We start from the raw sequence: 24,576 nt of genomic DNA, 5'->3' as shown, positions 1-24,576 counted from the left end.
CTCAACTTTGATGGTCAAGCATTCCCGACTGTACTCATCGATAATGTTTAAGGTTCGAAACGGTCTCCCGTCATCCGTTCTGCAGTGCACAAAATCATAGCTCCAAACATGATTGCGGTACTGGGGGCGAAGACGGACGCACGAACCGTCATTCAGCCAGAGCCGTCCCTTCTTGGGTTGCTTAGGTGGAACTTTGAGCCCCTCTCGTCGCCACAGCCTCTCAATGCGACCATCACTGACTGACCAACCCACCTCTCTCAGAAGGTAGGCCACTCTGCGATAGCCATAACGGCCATACTGTCGGGCAAACTCAATCATATCCGCAACAAGTCTCTCTTCATCCGCACGCCCTCTTGGGGGATTACGTTGTGTGGACCGATGTTGTTCAAGCACACGACAGGCTCTGCGCTCTGAAACATCCAATTGGCTGCGAACATGATTAATGCATACCCTGCGACGAGCGGGGCTTAGAAGTTTCCCCGTGCAGCTTCTTTTAAGATCAGCTTGTCGAGCGTCAGATCAGAAACAGCTCTTCTCAGCTGTTCATTCTCTTTTTGTAGGCGTTTGAACTCTTTCAATTGATCAACGCCCATACCACCATACTGTCTGCGCCAGCGATAATAGGTCTGCTCAACAACACCAATTTGTCTGATCGCATCAAGACGGGACAATCCTTGCCCAATCAACACCTCAACTTGACGCAACTTTGTAACGATCTCTTCGGGCTTTGGTCGTTTGTTTGCCATTCATGGTCCTCCGTTTCCTAAACATAGCGGTGGACCGGTTCAGTGGGGGAGGCTCACACGATCCGCATCCCCCGCCAGATCCAACCGTTTCGCCATCTTCACCTGCGGCACGAGCAAAAAAATCGGTACTGTCGCCTTGCCGCGTCCAGTCTTGGACCGCGATGCAACACCCAACCCACGACTGTTCAACCGTCCATCGGCCACCAAGAGGCTCGGCCCTCGACGGCGGTAAACAAACCGCAGGCTTAGCCCCCGTCGACGTTCCCACTCGCCCGGAGTAATACGGCCGCCTTTCAGGCCTTTTCCGGCTGCCGCCGTCGGTATGGCCAGCCAAAAGCCGACCTTCGAGCGGATTAATGGCCCAGCGTCATGCGCCCCGATAATCTCCGGCGCCTTCGACCACACGAGCGCTGCCGCATTCAAACTTTCACCAGTTCTAGGATAGCTCTGGTTCCGGATTGAATTTGCTAAGCGACGGCCAAGCCCCGCTTGGGTGATTTGCCCACGCCAGGCGGATTTTAGGTCCGTGCCAACTTCTCGCATCGCGGCGCTGACGGCCTTTTCACCAGCGTTGATCTCGGCGGCCATGACGGCGACGAGGTCAGGTGTGATATCGAGATGGAGTTTCACGCGGGAGAAAGCTCTAGGGCCCAAACCAGTCGCTCGCGGTCACGGCGCGGTTCACCGTGTATCAGGAAGGTTTCTTCCCCAATCAGAATTTGCTCGTCTGGCCTAGGGTCAGGAATATCTCTTACCAAAACGTCAATCCGAGTGCTGTCACAAAGCAATCGAGCGGATACGAACTCTGTTACTACATCGGGTTGGCGCAAAATGCCCCGACAACGTGTGAACTGCCCCTCGCCGTCGCGATACCAAATCTCAACCGCCAAATTGATATCGCAAAACAGGAGCTCAACCGCATCATAAAGGGCTGTCATCACGTCCTCTTGGCCGTCCGCAACACCTGCGGCCGGGTGCAGATTGGCAGCGGGTTGCTTTCGATCTCAAGGCGCACCCACTCATCTCGTTCACGATCTGGGATCATTCGGGCATAGAGCGGCAAGCCCAAAGTATTTACCGTTTCAAACGTATCCGCAGGCGCAAAATAGATCTCAAAAAGACCGTCAATGCCTTGCGGGTAGAAAAAAGCCTTGTCAGTTGGCACGCCAATGCTCGAATTGCCTCCATACCGACGGAAGGTAATGCCCCCAAAGTTCACCTCGTCCACGACCCTGCCCCGCAACTCGCTCGCAGCGGCGGTATTTAAATACGTTTCACGGATCTCTTTGTGGGCAACTAAATCTGCAAAAAACGCAGAACCACATTCAGCACGCAAGTTCACAGGCCCCATGACCAGACCCCCAAGACTTTCCTCAACGCTTTCAATGAGCGCCTGGCATTTCTTGCGCAAAACGCCTGAGCCTGGCGATGTATTATCAAGGTCAAAATCAACTTCTGCAGATGGCGTTATACCAAACTCATTTGCAAAGTTAATCACTTCTGATCCATCGCGTGGATCCTTCACCACGCCTTGAATGGCATTTAACAAATGATATTCGAACGTGGCTTCCGCATCTGACCGCAAACGTCGCATGCGTCGTGCAACCTCAGCCTGTGCTTGTTGCGTGATAGATTCACTCCCAAACTCGCGAATACCCTGGATCTCAGAGGCCCAAAGAACATCTTGCTTTTTAAACTGCCTGCACACAAACGCGCGCACTTGCCGGCTTTCAGGCTGTTGCTGATCGTAACTCGAGCCACGCTCCGAGAACGGAATAAGTGACAGCGTGCCATCTCGGCTCTCAATGACGACGGTACGTGTTCTCACACCCCGTTCACCAAAAAGGCCAGAGCCAGAGAGAGTGGCCGGTTTAAACGGAATGTTTTCCAAAGCCCGCGTAAGTTCAATAACTGAGAAGGCATCGCCTTCAAAAATATCCATGGTTGCCATGTGTCGGGGTCCTTATATCAGAGGCTCAGCGCAGAATGATGCCAAGCGAAGCAAGTGCATTAGTGGCCGAGGTGATCTGGGCCTCGGTCGCTCCATCGGGCCAGACGATCTCATGCTGGTTCACAAGCGCAGGGCCGCGCAGGACAACAATGCCGGGCGCATCGCCCGCAGACGCGTCAACGCTCGCCCAGAGAATGCCGGCAGCATTTTGACTACCATTCGTCGCAGCTGGTGTGAGGCCAGTATATTTGCCACCGGTGGTGATCTTTCCGAGCACTGTGCCGGTCGCGAGTTTCCCAGCACCAGACGCGATCGTGACGGTTTCTCGGGTATATTCGCGAAGCACTTCCCAGACGAGGAAACCGCCCGTGTGGTTGCCTTCAGTGAGCGTTGTCATGATGCATTATCCTTTCGTCTTGAAGGTTCGGGCGATCACATCGCCCCAGGAATGAGTGGTTGCCACGCGCCCGGGTTGGGCATGTACGGCAGAGATGTCAGGGGTTGCCTCAGCCTTGCTCATGAGGAGCCGGTTGCGGACCTCATCAAGGCCTAGGCCGTCTTCGAGGAAGCGGCCTGCCATCTGCGGCTGGCCTGCAAGGCGACAGAGGTCGATCACGGCGCGTGCATGGGCCATAACCTCGGCACGAACGGTTTCAGTGTCAGTCACTTCGGGGGCACTTGTTGCACTATTTAGCGGGTCTGCAGCCAGGCGTTCAGGCTTATCTTGGGTTTTAACGTCTGAAATAGCCTCGGGCAGCGCCTCAATGTCTAAAGGCTCATCGGGTTGGTTAGCCGCATCGACTAACTCGGGCGGTGCATTGCGGAACCGTGCAACATCAAAAGACGCGGCAAGCTTCACAGGCTCGGCGATCCGGTCGATAAAACCAAGTTCCAACGCGTCAGTGGCATCAAGCCAGGTCTCAGCTGCCATTAGGGTGGCAATATCGTCGTCATCTTTGCCTGACTTCGCCGCATAGCCCTGGATCAGGCTGCCTTTAACCTTGTCGAGCGCCTCAGCCGTAGACCGCATATCCTCAGCCGTCCCCATGACAAGCCCTGAAGGGTCATGGATCATCAAGAAGGCGTTTTCGGGCATGACGATGGCGTCACCCGCCATCGCAATATAGCTTGCCGCCGAAGCCGCAATGCCGTCTATCCAAACGGTGATCTCGCCCGAATGGCGCTTCAGTGCATTGTAAATAGCGACCGCATCAAAGACTGAACCACCGGGACTATTAAGGCGTAGTTCGATCGCAGCATCATCGGGCAGCGAACCGAATTCTGCCAGAAAACCTTTCGCCGTGACACCATAGGCACCGATTTCGTCATAGATCAGCACTTCCGTATGCGCTTCTTGCGCACCAGAGGTGCGGGCTCGAATTGTGTACCAGGATTTCATGGGGTTACTCCTGTTGTAGGTCGGAGCCCGAGTTATTGTCGGACGGTCCGTCATTAAAATTTGGGTTAGGTTCTTGAACTGGCGTGGCCCGTGCCCCCTGCGTTTCACCGGGGCTCGCACGGTAGGTCAGACCCAGATCACCTGCGCGTTGCGCGTCGGAGGCATTCTCGCGATCGACCTCTTCAATGTCATATCCTGTGGCCTCAACGACTTTGCGTCGGGACGTAAGCCCAGCCTCCATCGCCAGTACCTGCGCTTGGATGTCTTTGAGTGGATCAACCCAATCCCATCGTGGTGGAATCCATTGTACGGGGCGGACGGTTGCAGGGTTGGCATCCAAAGCACCGGATAAAACAGCCGTTTCCAGCCAGCGCCGCCATACGGGCCGGCACAGCTGGTGGGCCATGACGCCGTGCTGCAACTGCCCAATGCGGCGGCGGAACTCGACAAGTTCAGCCCGCAAACTGGAATAGTTTGCTTGCCGGACATCCCCGGTGACGAGATGGTAAGGCAGACCTAATGAGGCCGAGACAGCTAAGAGCGTGCGGTACTGGAACGCCTCATAGCCGCCGCCGACATCGGCCGGGCTCGAGAACTTCACATCCTCGCCCGGCAACAGCACTTGCATGGTGCCGGGTTCCAGGCTGGCGATCGCCGCTCCGTCGAGATCGGCCTCGCCTTCGCCCATCATCGGGTCCTCGGGGGCCGTTTTGGTGATGAACCCTGCGAACATCGCCGCCGTCTTTTTTCGGTCAAGTTCGGCGTCGTCGTATTGGTCCAAGAGAAACAACCGCACCATGGCAGGTGCCACATGCGGCAGGCCCCGAATTTGGCCCGCATCGATGGGACGGTAGATATGCAGCACTTCCTCGGCAGGCACACGCACCGTCTCGGGCACAGCCACCCGCTGGTCCGTACTGTCGCCCGGATGGCGGCGGCGGAAGTGATAAGCCACCCGCCGCCCGATCAGATCGAACTCGATCCCGCAGCGGATGCGGTTTCCATTTGGATCGGTCTCGGTTTTCTCGAAGGGCAGCATCTCGGATTGGAGAAGCTGCAACTGTAGCGGCACCAACAGCCCGTCTTCCGCCCGTCGCGGACGCAAGCGCACAAAGCATTCACCGGCGGCAAACATCTCACGCGCGACCATGGCCTGCAGACCGTAGAAGTCAGTTAGTCCATCAGCATCTGCCTCATCCGTCCAGGCGAGCCAGAGCTTCTGGACCTGGTCGCGCAAGTCGGCATCGCCAATGAGCGAGGAGGGTTTGATCCCATCCCCGACAAGGTTCGCGGCAAAAGCCTCACAGGCATTGGCTGCGTACCCATTCGTCACCACCAGCTCGCGGGAGCGGGCCAGCAGTCGCGACCCACCCGAGGCAACCAGCGCGTTGATGTTTTCCAAGGGCGGGTTCCAGCCCCGCAAGCGGCGCTTGGCCATCGCCCCCTCGAGACGCGCGCGCATGGCTTCAGGGCCGCTCGGCTTGGAGCGGCGGAACATGTCGAACAATGCCATGTCGGTTAGAGACCCTTGGTCGCTGTTATGCGAACTTGGCGGATGAGTTTCCGCCCCTCGGCCGCTGCAATCTCGCGGTCAAGCGCCTCGATGGCCCGGTCGATTTCCGCAACGGAACGATAGTCCACCGTCTTGCCGTCATAGCTGGCGCGCGCCACGCCGGAGGCGCGTTGTGCAGAGAGCACTTCCCGGCGGGCGCGCAGGTCTGTGATTGTGGCCATCGCCATCACCTTTTAAGTTCGGAGCAAAACCACCGTCAGGCCGTGCCATGTCTACCAAGATCGCCCGTATCAGGATTGAACTCGAACATATCGCTCCGCTCATCTGGCGGTGCGTTGACGTCAGCCTGACGACCAATCTTTGCGCACTGCACGAGATCATTCAGGCGGTAATGCCCTGGGAGAACTACCATCTTTATCAGTTTGCCGTGGGCGAATGTGTCTATGGCGAACCCGATCCCGAGGATGCGGTCTGGGGCCGCAAGATCTATCAGGCCAAGGGCATGCGCCTCGGCACACTTGTGGACCGTGGTGTGACCGAACTTCTTTACACCTACGATTTTGGCGATGACTGGCAGCACCGCGTCATTGTCGAGGAGGTCATCGAAGCAACTCCCGGCACCGATTATCCCCTCTTTATCGATGGCGAGCGCACAGCCCCACCTGAAGATGTGGGTGGTCCTCCCGGGTTCATGGACTTCGTTGAAGCCATGGCGAAAACACGCCATCCGCAGCGCAAAGATCTGGTGCGCTGGTATGGCGGCCCCTTCAACCCTGTGGATTTCGGCGCGGACCGCATTGCCGAAAGCATCCGTTCAATTGCCCAAAAGCGTAAAGCCGCGCTTGAGGCATTGGAACGCAGCCGCGCGAAGCGGCTTCACTGACTTTACAACCTCATCCCATGTATGTTGACCGCACAACACGGCGCACCTGTGCCTTGCGTACAGATTGCGGGCCTGCGGTAGAGGCCATACCCTTGGCATCAGTGACCACAAACTGCGCCGCCAACTCCTCCCACCGCGCATCCGACCAGCGGTCCGCACCGAGGATCCACGCGGCCGCGCGTGCATAAACCCGGCAGTCGAGGGCCTCGTTGCGTTCCCTCAGCTTTTGCCATTCTAGCTTGGCAAAGCCGCGCCTGTTCTTGACCGTGACCAACTGTTCAGCCGTCAGTTGCTTCAGCCATTCGGCATCGACCCAGCCCGGCAGATGAAGAAAGCCGGGAGGAAACTTCTCCTCCTCCGCCGGGCTGGTTTCCGTCGGATCAAGCCGCAGGAAGCGGTAGGTCTCGGCCTTGAATGTCGATGTTGCCACGGTCCAAAGCCGCGCCCCACGGCGAAGACGTTTGCCCGCGATCGTCGCGTCGACAAACGTCGGGCCCGTCACCGGGCTCGCGCGATTGAAGCCCTCAAGGCCCTTGATCGGGGCCACCTGACCAAAGCCCACCTGCCGCGCCCAGGCATAGACGGCTGCCGTTTCATAGCCTGTGTCGATCGCGAGCCGCGCGATAGTCATCGGCGTGCCGCTGGCGTGAGCCCAAGTCCTGCCAAGTAGGTCAGTCAGTTTCTGCCAGCACGCCGGATCGCCCGGGCCGCCCTCGATGACGATGTGATCAATGAGCCAGCTTTGCAGGCCTTTGCCCCATGCCCAGACATCAACCTCGATCCGGTCTTTCTGGACGTCGACCCCAGCGGTCAGAAACAACCCGCCCGCCGGCACCGTACCGGCGCGCCAATCTTCCTTCAGCCCCTGGAGCCGCTGCCAGTCCGGGGCCTCGCCACTCTCCATCCAGGTCTCGCCGAGAGATGTGTTGATGAACGTCTTCATCGTCTCGTCCCCACCGGAGCGCGCGGACAGGAACGCCTTGGCCATGGCCTCGAGCCGCACCCAGGGCGAATAGATCTCGTTCAGATGGAAGCCCGCTATCCCATTGAATGGCGCGTCCGCGATCCAGCGGCCCTTCGAGATGGCGGCCCAGCGGGTCTCATCCTTCCACGCGGCGTCGCAGTCGGCGCAGTGGTAGCCGGCGGTTTCGGGGCGATGGCTGCCGTTCTCGTCCTTGTCCCATTTCACCTGTCCCCAAGTCAGAATTTGTTCATGTCCGCATGCGGGGCAAGGTACCCAGAACCGGCGCTGGTCGCTTTCTTCAAACGCCGCCTCGATCCGGCTCGCACCCTTGTTGGTCGGCGTCGAGACCAGCACGATCTTGCGGTTCCAGAACGTCACCGTCCGCTTCTTCGCGAGGTTGACCGGGTCGCCTTCAGCGCCTGCACTGAACGGATAGCGATCGACCTCGTCGCAGAGCAGCAGCCGGATCGGTCGGCTCGCAAGCCCCGAGGGCGCGTTTGCTCCGACAATGGTCAGATGCCCGCCCGGGAACCGCTTGTGCAGGATCTTGTTGTTGCCATCCCGCGACCGCGGATCGGCGATCTTGCCCTGCAGGCACGGCGTGTCTCGCGCCATCGGCGAGAAACGGTCCTTCGACCAGGTTTCGGCATCGCGCTCGGTCGGCATCACCACCATGATCGGCGCAGGGTCGTGGTCGATGTGATAGCCGACCATATTAAGGATCGACTCCGACTTGCCGATTTGACTGCTCGACATGATCACAACGGTTTCTACCGCCGGATCCGAGATCGCGTCCATGATCCCGCGCTGGTATTCAGCGCGGCTCGTGCGCCATTGTCCTGGCTCGGCGCTGGCTTCAGAGCTGAGCCGGCGGTTCTGGTCCGCCCAATCGCTGATCGTCAGATCCGGCGGCGGCTTCAAAACCGCCAGTGCCTTTGCCACTGTCCGCTTCAGGATCGGTGACCCCTGCAGAGTGAGCGCACTCCGCGAGGTCAATGTCGGCTTCAAGTTCAATGTCTGGCTGCGCGAGATCATCGAGCACCTCGCGGATGGCGGCGCGGATCAGGTTCCGGGTGTCTCCGACGGTTGATTGTTCAAAGGCTTGTGGTGCCAAACGGTCAGGCAGAGCCAGCAGTCGGGTGCGCAAGAGCGCCAACACCGCGATCCAGGCCGCCTCGATCTGTTCGGCCGCGATCAGCGAGCGGCGCTTTTCTTCGGCTTCCATCTCGGCGAGGTCAGCGCGTGCTCGGATGAAGCGGGCCCGTTCAGCGGCATAGTCTGGCGCACCCGCCTGCGCCTTCAGCGCCTGATCGCGCAGATAGCGGACATAGCCCCGCACCGACCCGATCAGATCATACTGACCCCGCTCAGCCTTCGGGATCACACCCTCGCGGCTTAGTTGCTGGACCCGTCGTTCCGAAAGGTCCAGCAGCCGCGCAATCACGCCGATGGGTTGTGTGGCGGATGACATTCGCAGACCTCGAGATTTCTATTAACTATATGGAATCGTGTCGAATTCACTGGATAAACCTCGCCACTAGAGCGAACCTCATGACAGCACCCAACGCAATTCAGGACGCCTCAAGATGAGCCACCGCCCAACAGCCCAAGACGCGTTCATCGCCGAGAAGGCCGCGATCGACACGATGCTCGCGCGGCTACAGACGCTGAGCGACGATCACTTCGACACTCACCCCAACGAGGTTCATTGGGGCCATGTCGGCAACCTTGACTATTACGCCGAGCTCCTGAAGCGCATCACTGACAGCGCCTTCAAGGAAGGCGAGCACGCGGAGTGACCCCCATGGAAACCACCAGCATTCGGCTCCCCATTCGGAACCTGCCCGAGCACTTCGACCGCAGCCGCATCACCGTCGTCCTTGAAGAGATCGAAATGGCCCTTATGGACGACGGGGGCGTTTACGGCAAAACCTTTGCCGACAGCTTCACGATCACGGTCGAGGTTCCGACCCATCAGCTGATGGACACCGCCAGCTGCCTGAAAGACCTCGGCCTGATCTAGCCCTCGATTTTTGCCACCCGAATGGCCTCGAAGAGCCGCCGCAGCAGGAACGAGCGGATTATGCTGACGCCGGTGAACAGCAAGCCCATTTGCAGATTTTGCGCGAGCGTCGTGTGCAAGCCAAAGATCGGGAAGATCAGGATTTGCGTCACAACCGCGACGCCGTATCCGACGATCACGTTGGTGATCGCTTCAATTAGTGACATGAGGCGGGACTGTTTCATGCGGCCTCACGCTCAGCTTTCAGGGCATCGAAGGTCTGCTCGCCTCCGTCCAGAATGGCCTGCTTGCCCGTAAACTTTTGCCAACGTGCAACCGCCACATCGACGTATGCCGGGTTCAGCTCGATACCGAGGCAGACGCGGCCCGTGGTCTCGGCCGCGATCAGCGTGGTGCCCGATCCCATGAAAGGCTCGTAGACCGCCTGACCCGGGCTCGAGTTGTTCAGGATCGGACGTCGCATGCATTCCACGGGCTTCTGTGTCCCGTGGACGGTCTTTTCGTCCTGATCCTTGTTGGCTATTTGCCAAAGCGTGGTCTGCTTGCGGTCCCCCGCCCAGTGCCCCTTGCCGGATTTGCGTACAGCATACCAAGCGGGCTCATGTTGCCAGTGGTAATCGCCCCGGCTCAGAACCAGCCGATCCTTGGCCCAGATTATCTGGGAGCGGATGGTGAAGCCTGCGACTTCGAGGCTTTCGGCGACTGTGGCTGCATGCAAAGCGCCATGCCAGACGTAGGCGACGTCGCCGGGAAACAGCGCCCAGGCCTCGCGCCAATCGGCGCGGTCATCATTCAGCACCTTGCCGGTACGCTTGGTGTTCGCGGCCCCGGCCTGGTTGCGCCAGCCGGGGTCGTATTCCACACCGTAAGGTGGATCTGTCGCCATAAGGAGGGGTGTTACCCCGTTTAAAACGCGCTCTACATCCGTCGCGACCGTACTGTCGCCGCAGAGCAGCCGGTGGTTGCCAAGAATCCAGAGGTCGCCAGGACGGCTGATCGGATCCTCGGGGGGTTCTGGAACATCGTCCTCACCCTCCTGCGGGCCGGTGCCCTCCTCGAGGCTGGACATCAGCGCGTTCAACTCGTCGTCTGTGAAGCCCGTCAGCCCGAGATCGAAATCAGCCTCCAGCAGGTCCGCCAGTTCAAGGTTCAAGAGGTCCTTGTCCCACTCGGCGTTCTCGCTCGAGCGGTTGTCCATGATCCGGAAGGCGCGAGCCTGCGATGCGGTCAGCCCTTTTGCGACATGCACCGGCGCGGTCTTGAAGCCGAGCTTGCGCGCAGCCTCCAGCCGGGTGTGCCCTGCGAGAACCACCATCGCCTCGTCCACGACGATGGGCTGGCGCCACCCGAATTCCTGGATCGAGGCCGCGACCGTCGCGATTGCCTGCTCGTTGCGGCGCGGGTTGCGCGCATAGGGAATGATCTGCTCGAGCGGCAGGTCGACGACGTCCATGGTGTTGTCCTTGGGGATGCCCGAAAGCGAAATGGGTCTGAGGGCCGAAGCGAAATGGGGTCAGACCCCCGTTTCGGTTCAGGCGTAGGTTTCGAGGCCGTCAGGCCTTTGTTTTGTTGGGGTTCGGTGCAAACCGAAACGAAACGGGTATTTTCGGCGGTGTCACTGGGAAACCCTCGGGCCTCGCCCCCCCGAATACGGTCACGAACAGGAGGGACCCGTTCAATTTCAATGAGTTATGTGACACAACTTTGTTAGCAGAGACAGTTTTTTTCATGAAACCGATCACCAAGTGCTGTGTTTTTCGCGCTTGCATAGACCTTCGTTCCCGTCTTCTCATGGGCGCGTACCCAAGAAAGAACAAGCAATGTCTCAAGCGCCCGCCTTTGATACCGAGATCAATAAAGCCCCAGCCCTGCGTATCAGTCATATCGTGCGCGGTCGCGTCAACGATGGCGGCCGGGTTCGGTATTTGATTGACCCGGACGGTATTGGCGAGGATCGAGCCATACCCGAAGATGTCGCTCTAATCCGTTGGCGAAAAAGAGAAATGCCACACCATACTTTTCATGGATGTCGGCTCGGACCAAATCTATGGCGAGGCGTTGACCAAGCCCTTGGACGGAACGCTGAAACCATTTGCGGGCTTGAAACACAGGCAATAGCTACAGCACGTGAACAACTTAACTCTGGTAGGCAACAGCATCACCTCTATTTACCAGAGACATCAGCAATCAAAGATCTCTTCGCTTTTCTGGGACCTATCCGGCTGCAGTCGATACTTGACCGCCACCTAGACGAACGCCGCGCGGATAAATTTGGTACTCCGGACTTATTTCTATTTGCACGAAACAGCTCTACGCAGAAGCCCTCATTCTACCGGCTGGTCGAAGTCAAAAAGCCTCGTGAACACATAAGCCGCGATCAACATGAAGAAATTGCCTTTTTACGCTCAATTGGTGTTCCCGCTCGTCTCCTTCGTCTCATCGAAAGGTAGACCAACCGATGAGCTGCTTGCGCACGCGCGCACCTCTCGACTTACCATCCATATACCGACGAGACGGCAAAAGTGTCTGGCAGTTTTTTAAATCAATTCGATTTTTTCAGATTGCCGGATCGTCCGCACGCGTAAGGTCAATCACCTGCTGCATTGAGAGGCGCTGGCTGATCTGCCTGCGGTTCAATTTGTGCGCAATCATGCAAAGGCCATAGACCCAGTGATAGTGCGCTGAAGATCGCTGCAGCCCCACCATCCGGCACACGTCGCGCCAGCGATGACCATATGCGCGCAACCAGACAATCTGGCCATCAATGGGTTCTAGCCCTGCGGTCCAGGTGAGTGTCTCCTCCATTCGGCTAATGGAGGCAGGCGAAGGCAGCACACGCATGGGCTTGGGTTCCTGACCTACCTTGTCAGCAAAGCTTTGCACCACGTCAGGCCAGGTGCTGAAATACCCCGAAAGCCGAGGCGCTGGCAGGCGCTTGAGAACGAAAGCCGCTTCCGACAGACGGGCCTCCACCAGTTTTGGTGTCCAGGCACTCATCGGGACGTCTCCTTGTTCCTCTTGCCGTAAAGCTTTTCACCAAGCTGTTGCACAAGTTCACGCTCGGGCCAGGTTAGACGGTCATCATCGACGCTAACGGCCAGAAGGCCTGTCTCACGCCAGCCATCGCGTTTCACCTGATCAGGCCCTCGGCGACCGCCGCCAAAACCCGGAGGATGCCACCGCATGGATTTCATCGGGACACCTCCGGAAAAAGGGCCGCGTAGCCGATGACGTCGATCAGGCTGTCCTCATGGGCCTGATCATGCGCCAAACGGACGAGTTTAAGATCAATCATGCACAGAACAACCTGAGCCGGCGATACCAGACACCCAAGAGTGAGCGTCCAGCGAGCCGCAATGGCTTCAAAGGCCGTATCAGCTAAACCGTAGGCGTGCCCACGTTCCTCTAGGACGGCAGCCGCCTTTTCGAGTAGTACGGCGTTCATGCGACACCACCTTGGGTCTCCAATGCCCAGTGAAGGATTGCGATAGCGTCCGCCTCGTTATCGTCTGCCGGGCTGTAGCCACGTGCCTGAGCTGCTGCAATCATGGCCTGCTTTGGGGCATTGCCCTTGCCTGTGGCGTGGCGCTTGATAGTACCTACAGGCACGCCCTGATAAGGCACGCCACGTAGTTCGGCCCAGGTTTCGAGCGTTGCCATGAGACCGCCATAAACATGCGCTGCATCTGTCCCAAGGTGCCGGCGCACTTCTTCAAAATAGATCGCCTCAATCGGACCAGACAGACGATCAACCTCAGTGAGCCAGTTGGTAAAGCGGAGGTAGCGCATTCCACCGCCGTCATAGCGCCCAGGCTTGAAGCTCACTGTGCCACTTGTGATCAGGCTATCGAAGCCGCGCAGCGCCCAGCCGGTCGTGGTGCCGAGGTCTAGGGCGAGGATCGATGTGGCCTGCGTAGAGGGTGCGACGGATGCAACGGATAGTTCACTATCACCGTTACACCTGCGCGCATGCGCGCGCGTGACACCTATATAGGGGGAACCCGTCGCATCCGTCGCAGTCTTTATTTTATTGCTCATTGTAATCTCCTTCGAATAGGTCAGAGTTGTTGTGACACAGCTTGATTCCGAGGAAGCCACGGGCCTTACGGGTGTTTTCGCGGGTGAACCCCTTGGCGCTCAGCGTCTCGGAAAAACGCTTCATCGATCCCGCATATTCGCCGTTGGCCTCGGCCCACGCCTTCCAACTGTTGAAGAGCTCTGTGGAGCCTGCCCAGAAAGACTTGTTGCCAGTCTCGCAGCGCTCCTCGATCCAGCGGCCAAGCGCGTCCTCCGCCTCAAAGTAATCCTCTGTAGCGGCCATCACGGCAGACGGCGGGCGTAGCCCATGCTCTTGCCACTCGAGACAGCCCTGCAGCGCCCAGGCGAGGATGCCGTCCCGTTCGGCCAGAAGTCGGTCAGGCAGGCGCTTGTCGCGCTTTGCAGCGGGGATGGTGACAGTAAAAGGCACCATGTGCAGGCGGCGCTTCATTGCCTCATCCACATTGCGAATGGTGGGTTTGTGGTTGCCAACGATCAGCAGCTTGAATTGCGGTATGAACTCAAAGAAATCCTGTCGCATAAAGCGGGCGGTGATCTTGTCGCCACCAGTCAGCGCTTTGAGCTTGCTTTCGGCCCACCGGCTACCTTGTTCGGTCTCAATGGACGTGACCACGCGTGCACCCCGCAGCCCTGCCATATCGGTCGGATGCCTATCGCCATGGCTCGCCATGAACATGTCCATTGGCGCGACAGTGGCGTAGTCGCCAAGGATTTCCGTCAGTGTATTGGCAAAGACAGATTTCCCGTTGGCCCCTGTACCGTAGAGGAAGAAGAGAGCGTGCTCGCTGGTGACGCCGGTGAGGCAGTAGCCCGCCATACGCTGCAGGTAGGATTGTAACTCGGTGTCACCGCCCGTGACCGTATCCAGGAAAGTGAGCCATGTCGGGCAGCTGCCATTTGGTGCTGCAGCCGCGATCTTTGTAATGCAAAGCGATTGGTCATGGGGTTGCGATTGCCCGCTGCGCAGATCAAGCACCCCAGCTGTTGTGTTGAAGAGCCAAGGGTCTCGATCCCATATGTCGGTTGTCGTGGCATGGCGACGATCACTGCGGGCCAAGCGTTCAACAGCTGCAACCGTCGAAGCGGCGGAGAGCTTCGTGCGCACTTTTGAGGACGGCGAGCGCACGGCCGCCGCCCGACAGACTTGGCGTGCCAGATCAAAGGCCTGCAGCGTGTCCTCGCGCTTCCAGATACGGCCTGTCCAAGTCAACCATTGGCCCCAGCCCGCAACATAGCGCCAAGCATCAGAATGTTCGGCTGCGAACGTCGATGCCAGGGCATCCTCTGAGAACCGTACAGGGGTTGGGCCCTCATTACCCGACCCATTGCCTCCACCGTAACCAGTTTCAGGCTCTAGGACTTCTTCATCGGGAATGTCCCCATTGCGGGTTTGATCCAGCCGCCAAAGGCGTTCGGCCTCTTGCCTCAGTCGGAGTTCTGCCCAAGGAGGATCAATTCGCGCGTCATTATAGGCAACGATCTCCGCCCAGGATTCCGCAGGCGTAACATGCCCTTCCCGGCTTCGACGGATCCAATACCCGATGACGCGTGAGAGTGCGTCAAAGCGGGTCGTGCCATCCACCCCACCTTCTCGAACGGGTTTGGCGAAGAGCTCAGGAACACTGCCGCGCTCTCCGGGGGCGGCAGTGAAATCCAGCTCCTCGGCAGCAAGGCCCTCCATTGGCGGCATAGCGAAGATGGCCTCCGCCAGTTCCCCAAGGTCAAAATCAACGGGGCGATAATCGAGGATAGAAACAAGCCGTTTGACACCAGACTTCGCATGAACGGACCCCGCCACACGAATAGGCTGATGTGCAGATTTGAATGAGGGATCGCCACCGACCTTGGCGGCAATCATCTGACGCGCCCGGCAGACCCGGGCGATGTCCTCCCCTTCAGCAGGTTCTGTTAGCCGCCAGTAGAGGTGGAGCTTATCCTGCCCCTCGGGTGTTACACCACCTGAAGCCACTTCGAGCGTTGGCGTGCCGAGGTGCTGGATCAAATGGCTACGTTTTGCCGCTATATCGCCGTGATCAATGTCGACCAAGACAACCTGCATCTGCGCAATATGCTCAGAGCGTGCAGCGCCCGCCTCGTGAACTGTGCCCGGCACGACAAAGAGCGCCATCCCCGTTTGCGCGGCCCAGTCCGCCTGATGGGCGAGCTTGACCCCAAGATCACCATCCACTGGCAGGAATGGCGTATGTGGTGGCGCGTCGAGGGCGCCCTTCTCCGCCAGAGCCCGAACAGGTGCGAGGAACTCGCAATAACCAAATACCACATCCGCATAGAGCGCGATCGTATTCGCGTCCGGTACAACAGGCTCAGCCACATCAACTGTTTGCACATGATCGGTCATGCCCAGCACCTCGAGGTGTAAGCACAGAACCGACATTCAAAATGCTCAGGATCGCTCGTGTGGCGCGGCAATTGCTCACCCGCATCGCAGGCGCGCAAGATGTTTACAGCCTTATCGCTGGAGGCCTGCGCAAGCGCCCCATCAAAGGGGACTAACTCGTGCCAAATCTCACAGGTGTCTTTGTTGATCGCCGTAAAGAGCGCCGGCGTCTCCGTCAGTCCGAGATAAGCCTGATAGAGGGCAATCTGAGCCGCATAGATGGGCTTGGCCTTGACCACCCCATGTTTTTCGATGGCGCGCCAGTTCTTGGCATTGGCCGATTTGCATTCCCAAAGCGCAGGCACAGCCATGCTGTTTGGTGCGGCGACAACTACACCGTCGGCATGCCCTTTGACCCGCCCGCCGGCCACAGAAAACCCAAACTGATCGCCATGCCTATTGCGCGTACGTAGATCGAAGCCCGCCTTGCGCAGCCATTCAATCGCGAGGTCTTCCAGCACATGACCAAGCGCGAAGATCCGAAGCGACTGCCCCGAAAATCCGCCACCCTCATCCTCGGGGGTCTTTAGGTATTCGTATTGTAGGCGCCTCGCACAAGCATCGCCCAAACGACTGCCGCCAAGATAATCGCGGGTTGGCCGCGCGTCATTTTCCATGACAAGCGCTTGATCAATGAGCGCGTTAACGCCCTCAGCAAAGCTCAGGGACTGTTCGCGGTGATTAAAATCCAGGAAGGCGTCGGTCAAAACGGTACCTCCGAGGTCATGCGTGGCGCCGAGGCCAAGAGGCTTGCTTGGAAACCATCAACGGCTGCTTCAGCCAGCTTTCCGGCCTGCATGGCCGTGAGGTCTTTGAAGCGGGTGGACCAGCCGATTTCGTCCATGAGGAGGCCCATGGATTTCATGGCCTGCGTCAGCGCTTTGCGCTCGCGGTCATTAGGATCAATCATAGGCGCCCTCCGTAACTGGAAGGACAAAATGCTCTGGCAAGAGCAAAGATATGCAGTCTGTTTTCATCGAGAAGATCTCCAGGGGGACCTTCCTCACTTACCGATGAGACCCACAAAATGTCGGATTAGAACATTACAGGAACATCCAAATGTGGTTGGATTTCCAAAATGCCGTCACAAACAGCGCATAAACACTATATGTTGTATTTTCAACAATCAAAAAACAACATATGGACACAAAACGAGAGCCACGTAAGATGTGACTACTGCCTGTGCAAAGTCCGATTCGCCGGCGCAGAACACCCCGTAGAAAAGGAAAAGTGCTCATGGCCGCATTCAACCCACGTGTATTCACCAACCCGTCTCGGCTAAAGGAAATCGCCCCGGATCGCCTCATTCTATTTTTATCAGCATGGTCGGATTACTTTATCGGCCGAGGCCTCGACCTGGCTACTGCAGGCACCTCGGACATGCCGTTTGATACCATCGCCAGCATTCTGATGAACCCCGACCAAGATGCCCCCGAAGGTATGGTGAACGCGCTCTATTACGTGCACGAAACGGCAAGCCATGAGCCGATGGAAGAGCTCATCGAACGAGCGGAAACAGCTGGCCTAGAGATCGAGCACGATGAGAAAAGCACGCCTGCTGATGTCGCTGTTCAGATCTGGCTCGCCAAGCCCGATCTCCTCGAACGCCAACACGCAGAAACCGTCGCGTTCAATCGCTCGAACTTTACCTATTTCGCGGGGCAACACACCAAAACCGTCACGTCGGGCATAGGCCTGACAATCTCCGAGGCGCAATGCCGTGAGATGGAGGCTTTGATGGATCCTTGGTTCGAAAAAAAGCGCAGGGGCCGTGGGTCACGCGTGTTCGTTTTTCCGCATGAAAGCCGCATCTGGATTTTGATCCGTCATGGCATGCCAATGCGCCGCGAAGGGGAGCACAAAGAGGATGGCAAAGACAGTATCGCCTTTTACCGCCCCCAAAAGGACGACGTTCTGATTTATGACGCCGAGGTCAACGAAATTGGCGTCAACGCAGGGACCAAAGGCGAGCGCGAGCTATATCTTGAAACGATTGGTGCAGTTTTATTTGGGGATGCTACACATTTTGAGTTGGCTGAACGCTACAACTTGCAGCCACTCATAGATCATGGGCCTGCCTCCTTGGTCTGTGATGACATCCCCGGCCTGTCTCGGGTGCGATTGGTCGAATTCGGACGCCTATGGGACGGAAAAGTCCCTGAATATGAATCCCGCCGATCGGATGATCTCTTTGACACCTATGGCGATGACTGGGCGGCCCGTTTGCGCTTCGGGCGGCTCACTTATGCGAAATTCAAGGTCGGGTTTGAGGGAGAGAAGAAAGAGCGTTCCGTGATGATCCGCCCGGTAAACGTTGCACGCTATGAACGCGACGCCGATACCAGCCTGATTGAGAAGTGGCTCAAAGCCCGAGGCTTCTGGAACCTAACAAGTGAGGCCGAGGGCGATGATGATTTCGAAGTTCTGGAAAGCGCTTGATGAACTGAGCGACAACGGCTCTTCCCGCCACGGCTGGGACCTGCGACTAAGCGATGAGTGGAAAGCGGTCGCCCCGTTTTTGCCCACAACGGGTAAATTGGCGGCTTCCCTTGCCTGTCCCAATCCTGGCGCCGCCGGCTGCCCAAGGCGAGTGGTTCAACACGGCGATGGCACAGCGAGCGCCGTTTGTGGCGACAGCCCCAAATCCTGCAAGACGCTTGATGTGTCCATCGATGCGATCCGTATCCATGCGCTGGACATACGAAAATTCGCAGCCGCTCTGGTCGCCGCGTTTGAACTGTCGCCCCTGCCCCAACAGAAAGTCCCATCATTGATCGTGCGATTGGGTACACGCGAACGCGCGGCCGGATTGGGTGTGCCAGTTTTTCTATGCATCCCGGGGTCGACGCCATCGCACGGTCCTAAAGATTTGGACGAGATTTTAGAAACCCCTACGCCAAGCGTTCTGCTTTGCCCGAGAACGGGATCACTTCCAGACGCCATGTCAGAGCCATTGAGGCGCTGGGGCGTGACTGTCTTACCGCTCGACATCTCCGTGATAGCCCGCGGACCCGGCAAGTTTGCTCTAACCCCACAAGGTAATGCCATCATGCAGAACTTGCTTGAACAGATGTATGATATTGCCACGCAAGCAAAAGGTCCTCAGCGCGTATGGGATCTACCTCCTGGCACGAGATGGGAAGACATGACGATCCGCTTCACGGCCGTAGCCTGGATCAACGTTTCCGTTGGCGGTGTAACCCGAGCCTTTGAGCCTGATGCCTTTGGCTTGCGCAACACCAAGACGCAGGAAACTGCATTCAAGGAAGCCTGGAAGTTCTTCTTGGCACTTGGCATCCAAAATGGACGGCACGCAGTGCATTGCAACAACCCAAAGGACACGCAACTCCTGCAGAAAAACAAGCAGGCCCTCTCGAAGGCCTTGAAGAAAGCCTTCGGGCTTGATTTTGACCCAATTCCGGTCGTGAAAGGCGAATACATCACTCAATTCGTCCTAAGTGCAGACGAACTCCGCCAGGGCCGCCAGGGCCGCCAGGGACAAATCTCAACGAAATTTCGCTGAGGCCCAGCGAAAAAACTCAAAATATTTTCCGCTCTCAAGCCGCTGAAATCACACTGATTTCTGCGGCTTCTTCCATTTTCAACACGCTTAAACAGGCCTTCTGACGAAATTTCGCCGGAGCCGGGTATTCGGGCCCTCGAGCCCGTCCACCTGGACAAAGGCGAATGCTATGGAGCATCTCAACGCACTGATTGACCCCGCATCCCGCATCAATCGCAATATCAACATCCGCGCCGCGCGCCTGGCGTATTCTGGCGCAGCGCCCGGTCTTGATGCCGAAGACATCGCACAGGAATTAAGGGAGGAGGTTCTGCGTCGCGCAGACCTGTTCGACCCCGAACGTGCTTGTTTCGACACATTTGTCGATCGCATCATAAAAAACCGGATCTCGGATCTCGCACGAATTAGCCAGGCCTCAAAGGCCAGCCGCAAGACGCAATCTTTTGAAACCCCAATCCTTACCCATAATGGCCAAGAGGGTCTCACACTTGCCGATACGCTCAGCGAGACATCCCCTCTCTTTGGCGCAGATGATTTTGCCGCTGCGCATGGTGCAGACCTAAAATCCGATGTGGCCAAGTTCCTCGCCTCCCTGTGCCCCACCTCGCGCCGTATCGCGATCGCTGTAAGCCAAGGATCGGTGGCAGATGCAGCGCGTAATTTAGGCCTTCACCGCAGCACGATCTACGAGCGCCTCAGCGTCATCCGGAAAGCTGCCATTGCCATGGGTCTCGACGGGTATTTCGAGGCAGCGCCCCGACAGTTTGCACCCCGCGTCGGTAAGTAGAGCCAAGAGACATTCAAAGACATGCCGGGCCTTCGGGGGAATGCAAAACCCTTGAGGAAACACCTCGACCGCAAGCTCCAGGGCGGCGTCGGGCCCGGCAGTTGCAACCCCTATGACCACCCCGGAGCATGACGAAACAGGAGCTGGACGATGTTCACATCACCTCTGAAAAAACTCCGCCAGTCGAACTGGCTCAGCGCTCTTCCCGACACGATCGCGGTCCCCCCCATTGGCGGCAGGCTCGCCCGCAATCTGCCCATTGAGCGCGCCACTCTAGATCAAATCGCTTTCGCGCTTTTGCCCTTGGAGCAGGAACGCCGCGCGATTGGTCAGAAAATCATGGCCCTCGAAGAAATCATCACGATGGCCCGCAAACAGGGGGCATTGGGCGCCGATATTGCTGTGACCGCCGCCACCCAGGAATTGGAGGCACGTCAATGAACAGTTCAACCGCACCCACATCGTTTCGCATCATCACAGCCGATGAGCGTTTGAAAGAAACCCGCGGCATCAAAGGTGTCTTGACCGGAATTTCCGGGATTGGCAAAACCAGCCAGCTTTGGTCCCTCGATGCAGACCGCACGCTTTTTGTAAACCTTGAGGCCGGCGAACTCGCCGTCCAAGGCTGGCCGGGCGACGAGGTCCGTGTTCGTGATTGGGAGCGCGCCCGTGATCTCGCAGCCTGGATTGGTGGCCCCAACCCGGCAATGCGGGACGATCAGGCCTATAGCCAGAACGACTATGAGCGGGTGTGTCGCCTGTTTGGCGATCCGAGCCTGCTCGACAAATACGACACGATCTTCGTGGATTCGATTTCTGTCGCCTCCCGCATCTGCATGCAGTGGTGCAAAGGCCAGCCGCAGGTGCAATCCGATCGCAACGGCAAGCTCGACCTGCGTGGCGCCTACGGCCTGCTTGGCCAGGAAATGATCGGCTGGTTGACACACCTCCAGCATACGCCGCGCAAAAACATCTGGCTCGTTGGTTTGCTCGACAAAAAAATCGATGATTTCGGAAAGCCCTATTTTGCGCTGCAAGTCGAAGGGTCCAAAACCGGCCTCGAACTGCCGGGGATCGTCGATGAGGTCATTACCCTCACCGAAATCCAACCCACAGAGGGCAAGGCGTACCGAGCCTTCGTCTGCACCACGATCAACCCCTACGGCTATCCCGCCAAAGATCGCAGCGGGCGCTTAGGTACGATTGAAGAGCCCCATCTCGGGCGTCTGATGTCGAAGATCCGAAACGGTCAGCCCACCACAAATGCACGCGCCTTGACCTTCGACATGCCGTCCGAGGTCGACGCCATTCCCACCCCAACACAGACGCAAGGAGCATAAACAATGGCAAGTGATATGGATTTCAATGGCGCCGATGCCCAAGACGCCGCGTTCGACCTCATCCCGGCCAATACCCTTGTAAAAGTTACTCTAACCATCCGCCCCGGTGGCGCTGGCCCAGAAGGTTGGTTGACCCAAAGCCAGGCAAGCGCCGCGCAGTACCTCAACACAGACGCAATCGTGATGGAGGGCCCATTTGCGCGTCGCCGAATTTACACGCGCATTGGCTTTCGCGGCAAAGACGTGGATGCCAGTGGCGTCGACAAATATGCCAACCGCGGGCGCGCGCTTATTCGGGGCATTCTGGAGTCGGCGCGCGGCATCAAGGCCAATGATCAATCCGAGGCCGCGCGCGCAGCTCGTCTGATCCGAAGCCTGGGCGATCTCAACAGCTTAGATTTTGTAGCCAAGATCGGCATCGAAAAGAACCGTGACGAGCCTGACGAGCCTGGACGCAATGTTATCAAGGCCGCTGTAGGGCCAGAGCATCGCCAATATACCGAAGTTATGGGTGGCCACACGGCGCCGGCCCAACTGCCTTCGACTGCTCCACAAGGCTACAGCGGTGGCGTGGTACAAGACCCCTATGCTGGATCTGATACTGCCTCTGACGGCGGCGCACCCTTCTGGGCACGCTAAAGGAGGCACGCATGATCCCACGTGATTATCAAAGGGCGGCGGTTAACGCCGCCCATGACCGCACATCAGAGCATGGCAACACAATGTTGGTTTTGCCGACGGGCGCTGGAAAGACGGCCATCGCCGGCTTCTTTGTCGCGGAAGAAGCAGAGCGCCAGCGCAATGCAAAGGTGCTCGTCCTCCAACACACCGATGAACTCATCGAACAAAACCGCGTTGCGATTTCCCGTATCTCAGGCCTGCCCTCATCCGTTGTCAAAGCAGAGCGCGATGACTGGGACGGACAGCTTGTTTTCGGGAGCGTGCAAACACTAGCGCGGGCCAACAGGCGCGACGCGATGTCGGCAGTCTCTCACGTCATTGTTGATGAGTGCCACCGCGCCGCTGCAACCAGTTATCAGTCCATCATTGACCATGTTCGCGCCTTAAACCCGCAGGCAAAACTGCTTGGCCTCTCCGCTACCCCAGGACGCGGTGACGGGCGCAGTCTGCGCCGCACCTTCAACAATGTCGGCTATCATCTACGGATCGGCACGCTGATTGCCCGTGGACTTCTAGTGCCGCCGCGCACCTTCACCATCGACCTTGGCGTCGATGACGAATTGGCAGGACTTACCAGCACGGCAGGTGACTATGACATGCGCCAAGCGGACAAGGTCTTGAACAGGTCTGTCCTGAACGAAGCTGTGGTTGAGCATTGGAAAGACAAAGCATCTGACCGGCCTACGATCTTTTTCTGCGCCACCGTTGCACATGCCGAAGCCGTGGCAGAGGCCTTCATGGCAGAGGGCATTTCCGCGGCTGTCATCTCCGGAGACATGGCAGGTTCTGAGCGCAGCGATCTCATCGCACGCTTTGATCGCGGGGACATTCAGGTTCTTGCCAACTGCATGGTTCTCACAGAAGGCTTCGACAGCCAGCCTGTAGGGTGCATTGGCATCCTGCGTCCAATGCTTCACAAGGGGACATTCATCCAAGCCGTCGGCCGCGGTCTCCGCCGCGTCGATCCAGAGCGCTACCCCGGCATCATCAAGACCGACTGTATCGTGCTCGACTTTGCCGGCGCGGCCCTTCGGCATGGCTCTTTAGAACAAGACATCTCGCTCGATGAGGATGAAGCCCCCGCAGGTGCACAGCCTTGGAAAACCTGTCCGTCTTGCGAGGCAGAACTGCCCCTTGGCGCCTCAATATGCGATTTTTGTGGCCATGAATTTGCCCGCGCGGTCAGTGAAGCGCAGGTTCTCACCTCGTTCGAGATGACAGAGATTGCCCTGCTCGATCGCTCGCCGTTTTCCTGGGTCGATCTGTACGGAGACGGTCTAGCGCTTATGGCCAGTGGCTTTGAAGGATGGGCGGGCGTATTCCATGATGGAACGCTTTGGCACGCGCTCGGCCGTCCAAAACGTAAGCACATCCGCGCTCTGGCTGTAGGAACCCGAATTCAGGCGCTCTCAGCAGCAGATGACTTCCTCCGAGAAACTGAGACCAGCAGCGCAGCCGCAAAGAGCAAACGCTGGATCAACGATCCTGCCAGCCTGCGCCAGGTCGAGCTTCTGCACAAAGCCGGCCTCACCGCCTGTGGACTTGACTTCGGCATGTCCAAATACGCCGCTAATTGCCACCTAAATTTCCACTGGAACCACACGGCAATCAAAACAGCGATCCTGAAAGATCTACCTCGGAGCGTGGCATGAATAAACCTAACCCCCTCAACCCTGACCGCATGACAGCGCATGAACGCCTGACCGAGCTATATGGTCTGCTGGCAATAGCCGTGGCTCGCCTCAATAATCAGGAAGCAGACCAATTATCTCAAAATACAAGAGATAGTTCGCTACACTTCCCGTTCGAACAGAGCGGTACTGCAACTCCAACTCAGAGGAGATCTGCATGACCACACACGATCCGATTTTAGCGCGCCTGGCCGCTTTGAAAACCCTGTCTGTCAATGAACTGAAGAGCGAGTGGCAGGTACTTTTCAACACCCCTGCCCCGAACAATAGCCGCAGGTTCCTGGAAAGCCGGTTGGCTTATCGCATCCAAGAACTGACCTATGGAGGACCCGACAAGCAAACACGCCGCGTTTTGGACCTACTGGCCGATGAAGTCGAAGGCACGCTGAAGCGTAAATCCCAAATTTCTGATCCTCGGAACCCGGTAGTCGGGACAAAACTCATCCGAGAATGGAACGGCGAGGCACATACAGTGACAGTCCTGAGAGACGGATTTGAATGGCGCGGCCAACGCTACAAGTCGCTCTCAGCAGTCGCACGAACAATTACGGGAACCCGCTGGAATGGCTATCGCTTTTTTGGCCTGCGCGAGCGGAAGCGAGGGGAAGTATGAACGAT

General features: G+C 57.9%; 30 protein-coding genes and 1 pseudogene. 13 read left to right on the top strand and 18 right to left on the bottom strand.

The features are described from left to right. The 8 genes and pseudogenes from AC07ED_RS03510 to AC07ED_RS03475 all read right to left on the bottom strand — a co-directional run. Window positions 1-746 (bottom strand): annotated as a pseudogene (locus tag AC07ED_RS03510) (transposase); the annotation flags it as partial. A gap of 39 nt (window positions 747-785) precedes the next feature. Next, on the bottom strand, window positions 786-1,376 hold the full coding sequence (locus tag AC07ED_RS03505; protein ID WP_105234585.1) for a DUF6441 family protein: 591 nt from the start codon (window positions 1,374-1,376) through the stop codon (window positions 786-788). Next, complete coding sequence (locus AC07ED_RS03500; protein ID WP_105234584.1) at window positions 1,373-1,684, bottom strand: head-tail joining protein; 312 nt, start codon at window positions 1,682-1,684, stop codon at window positions 1,373-1,375. The genes AC07ED_RS03505 and AC07ED_RS03500 overlap by 4 nt, the downstream gene beginning before the upstream one ends. Then, a complete protein-coding gene (locus AC07ED_RS03495) occupies window positions 1,684-2,697 on the bottom strand; it encodes a major capsid protein (RefSeq protein ID WP_105234583.1) in 1,014 nt (337 codons plus the stop codon). Before AC07ED_RS03495 ends, AC07ED_RS03500 begins: the two co-directional genes overlap by 1 nt. Before the next feature lie 25 nt (window positions 2,698-2,722). Then, entirely contained in the window at window positions 2,723-3,094 is a 372-nt protein-coding gene (locus AC07ED_RS03490) for a head decoration protein (RefSeq protein ID WP_105234582.1), read from the bottom strand. 6 nt (window positions 3,095-3,100) lie between these two features. After that, complete coding sequence (locus AC07ED_RS03485; RefSeq protein WP_158664487.1) at window positions 3,101-4,096, bottom strand: head maturation protease, ClpP-related; 996 nt, start codon at window positions 4,094-4,096, stop codon at window positions 3,101-3,103. 4 nt (window positions 4,097-4,100) lie between these two features. Further along, window positions 4,101-5,609, bottom strand: coding sequence for a phage portal protein (locus tag AC07ED_RS03480; protein WP_167668767.1), 1,509 nt, complete (start codon window positions 5,607-5,609; stop codon window positions 4,101-4,103). Window positions 5,610-5,614: 5 nt separating this feature from the next. After that, window positions 5,615-5,830 carry a phage head-tail joining protein gene (locus tag AC07ED_RS03475; RefSeq protein WP_105234580.1) on the bottom strand — a complete coding sequence of 72 codons (216 nt, stop codon included), beginning with the start codon at window positions 5,828-5,830 and terminating at the stop codon, window positions 5,615-5,617. Between the two features lie 47 nt (window positions 5,831-5,877). Between AC07ED_RS03475 and AC07ED_RS03470 the strand changes: the two genes are divergently transcribed. Next, window positions 5,878-6,492: a plasmid pRiA4b ORF-3 family protein gene (locus tag AC07ED_RS03470; RefSeq protein WP_105234579.1), complete on the top strand. Its 615-nt coding sequence runs from the start codon at window positions 5,878-5,880 to the stop codon at window positions 6,490-6,492. A 10-nt stretch (window positions 6,493-6,502) separates the two neighbouring features. On the opposite strand, the gene AC07ED_RS03465 is transcribed toward AC07ED_RS03470, so the two are convergent. After that, window positions 6,503-8,398 (bottom strand): phage terminase large subunit family protein, encoded by a 1,896-nt coding sequence (locus AC07ED_RS03465; protein ID WP_245918121.1) that lies wholly within the window; start codon window positions 8,396-8,398, stop codon window positions 6,503-6,505. Continuing rightward, window positions 8,313-8,927 carry a terminase small subunit, Nu1 gene (locus AC07ED_RS03460; protein WP_105234578.1) on the bottom strand — a complete coding sequence of 205 codons (615 nt, stop codon included), beginning with the start codon at window positions 8,925-8,927 and terminating at the stop codon, window positions 8,313-8,315. Before AC07ED_RS03460 ends, AC07ED_RS03465 begins: the two co-directional genes overlap by 86 nt. 115 nt (window positions 8,928-9,042) lie before the next feature. On the opposite strand from AC07ED_RS03460, the gene AC07ED_RS03455 reads away from it, so the two are divergent. Together AC07ED_RS03455 and AC07ED_RS03450 are read left to right on the top strand one after the other, a co-directional pair. Next, entirely contained in the window at window positions 9,043-9,255 is a 213-nt protein-coding gene (locus tag AC07ED_RS03455) for a hypothetical protein (RefSeq protein WP_105234577.1), read from the top strand. Between the two features lie 5 nt (window positions 9,256-9,260). Beyond that, window positions 9,261-9,479 carry a hypothetical protein gene (locus AC07ED_RS03450; RefSeq protein WP_105234576.1) on the top strand — a complete coding sequence of 73 codons (219 nt, stop codon included), beginning with the start codon at window positions 9,261-9,263 and terminating at the stop codon, window positions 9,477-9,479. Here AC07ED_RS03450 and AC07ED_RS03445 read toward each other — a convergent pair. Next, entirely contained in the window at window positions 9,476-9,703 is a 228-nt protein-coding gene (locus tag AC07ED_RS03445; protein WP_105234575.1) for a DUF7220 family protein, read from the bottom strand. The genes AC07ED_RS03450 and AC07ED_RS03445 overlap by 4 nt on opposite strands. Beyond that, the gene (locus AC07ED_RS03440) at window positions 9,700-10,932 is read right to left on the bottom strand and encodes a DNA modification methylase (RefSeq protein WP_105234574.1); all 1,233 of its coding nucleotides are present in this window, start codon (window positions 10,930-10,932) and stop codon (window positions 9,700-9,702) included. Before AC07ED_RS03440 ends, AC07ED_RS03445 begins: the two co-directional genes overlap by 4 nt. Window positions 10,933-11,299: 367 nt before the next feature. Here AC07ED_RS03440 and AC07ED_RS03435 point away from each other — a divergent pair, with 367 nt between their 5' ends. Further along, window positions 11,300-11,929, top strand: a complete 630-nt coding sequence (locus AC07ED_RS03435; RefSeq protein ID WP_105234572.1) for a VRR-NUC domain-containing protein — start codon at window positions 11,300-11,302, stop codon at window positions 11,927-11,929. Between the two features lie 106 nt (window positions 11,930-12,035). Here AC07ED_RS03435 and AC07ED_RS03430 read toward each other — a convergent pair whose 3' ends face one another. From AC07ED_RS03430 to AC07ED_RS03405, 6 genes are all read right to left on the bottom strand, one after another. Continuing rightward, entirely contained in the window at window positions 12,036-12,476 is a 441-nt protein-coding gene (locus AC07ED_RS03430; RefSeq protein WP_105234571.1) for a DUF6362 family protein, read from the bottom strand. 193 nt (window positions 12,477-12,669) lie between these two features. Then, window positions 12,670-12,924, bottom strand: a complete 255-nt coding sequence (locus tag AC07ED_RS03425; protein WP_105234570.1) for a DUF6378 domain-containing protein — start codon at window positions 12,922-12,924, stop codon at window positions 12,670-12,672. Continuing rightward, complete coding sequence (locus AC07ED_RS03420; protein WP_478241819.1) at window positions 12,921-13,517, bottom strand: crossover junction endodeoxyribonuclease RuvC; 597 nt, start codon at window positions 13,515-13,517, stop codon at window positions 12,921-12,923. Before AC07ED_RS03420 ends, AC07ED_RS03425 begins: the two co-directional genes overlap by 4 nt. Next, entirely contained in the window at window positions 13,507-15,897 is a 2,391-nt protein-coding gene (locus AC07ED_RS03415; RefSeq protein ID WP_478241817.1) for a phage/plasmid primase, P4 family, read from the bottom strand. The genes AC07ED_RS03420 and AC07ED_RS03415 overlap by 11 nt, the downstream gene beginning before the upstream one ends. Next, a complete protein-coding gene (locus AC07ED_RS03410; protein ID WP_245918120.1) occupies window positions 15,894-16,643 on the bottom strand; it encodes a hypothetical protein in 750 nt (249 codons plus the stop codon). The genes AC07ED_RS03415 and AC07ED_RS03410 overlap by 4 nt, the downstream gene beginning before the upstream one ends. Beyond that, window positions 16,640-16,846 carry a DUF6511 domain-containing protein gene (locus AC07ED_RS03405; RefSeq protein ID WP_105234569.1) on the bottom strand — a complete coding sequence of 69 codons (207 nt, stop codon included), beginning with the start codon at window positions 16,844-16,846 and terminating at the stop codon, window positions 16,640-16,642. The genes AC07ED_RS03410 and AC07ED_RS03405 overlap by 4 nt, the downstream gene beginning before the upstream one ends. Window positions 16,847-17,172: 326 nt before the next feature. Here AC07ED_RS03405 and AC07ED_RS03400 point away from each other — a divergent pair, with 326 nt between their 5' ends. From AC07ED_RS03400 to AC07ED_RS03360, 9 genes are all read left to right on the top strand, one after another. Continuing rightward, the gene (locus tag AC07ED_RS03400) at window positions 17,173-18,375 is read left to right on the top strand and encodes a hypothetical protein (protein ID WP_105234568.1); all 1,203 of its coding nucleotides are present in this window, start codon (window positions 17,173-17,175) and stop codon (window positions 18,373-18,375) included. After that, window positions 18,344-19,459, top strand: a complete 1,116-nt coding sequence (locus AC07ED_RS03395; protein ID WP_105234567.1) for a hypothetical protein — start codon at window positions 18,344-18,346, stop codon at window positions 19,457-19,459. The genes AC07ED_RS03400 and AC07ED_RS03395 overlap by 32 nt, the downstream gene beginning before the upstream one ends. Before the next feature lie 169 nt (window positions 19,460-19,628). Beyond that, on the top strand, window positions 19,629-20,246 hold the full coding sequence (locus AC07ED_RS03390) for an RNA polymerase sigma factor (RefSeq protein ID WP_105234566.1): 618 nt from the start codon (window positions 19,629-19,631) through the stop codon (window positions 20,244-20,246). Window positions 20,247-20,396: 150 nt separating this feature from the next. After that, window positions 20,397-20,687: a hypothetical protein gene (locus tag AC07ED_RS03385; RefSeq protein ID WP_105234565.1), complete on the top strand. Its 291-nt coding sequence runs from the start codon at window positions 20,397-20,399 to the stop codon at window positions 20,685-20,687. Further along, window positions 20,684-21,586, top strand: a complete 903-nt coding sequence (locus AC07ED_RS03380; protein WP_105234564.1) for an ATP-binding protein — start codon at window positions 20,684-20,686, stop codon at window positions 21,584-21,586. Before AC07ED_RS03385 ends, AC07ED_RS03380 begins: the two co-directional genes overlap by 4 nt. 3 nt (window positions 21,587-21,589) lie before the next feature. After that, a complete protein-coding gene (locus tag AC07ED_RS03375) occupies window positions 21,590-22,225 on the top strand; it encodes a hypothetical protein (protein WP_105234563.1) in 636 nt (211 codons plus the stop codon). A gap of 11 nt (window positions 22,226-22,236) precedes the next feature. After that, window positions 22,237-23,919 carry a DEAD/DEAH box helicase gene (locus tag AC07ED_RS03370; protein ID WP_105234562.1) on the top strand — a complete coding sequence of 561 codons (1,683 nt, stop codon included), beginning with the start codon at window positions 22,237-22,239 and terminating at the stop codon, window positions 23,917-23,919. Further along, complete coding sequence (locus tag AC07ED_RS03365) at window positions 23,916-24,119, top strand: hypothetical protein (protein ID WP_105234561.1); 204 nt, start codon at window positions 23,916-23,918, stop codon at window positions 24,117-24,119. The genes AC07ED_RS03370 and AC07ED_RS03365 overlap by 4 nt, the downstream gene beginning before the upstream one ends. Beyond that, window positions 24,116-24,571: a DUF2924 domain-containing protein gene (locus tag AC07ED_RS03360; RefSeq protein WP_105234560.1), complete on the top strand. Its 456-nt coding sequence runs from the start codon at window positions 24,116-24,118 to the stop codon at window positions 24,569-24,571. The genes AC07ED_RS03365 and AC07ED_RS03360 overlap by 4 nt, the downstream gene beginning before the upstream one ends. The last annotated feature ends 5 nt before the right edge of the window (window positions 24,572-24,576 follow it).

Source organism: Aestuarium zhoushanense (assembly GCF_056431045.1).
This window is presented reverse-complemented; position numbering and strand designations above follow the sequence as displayed.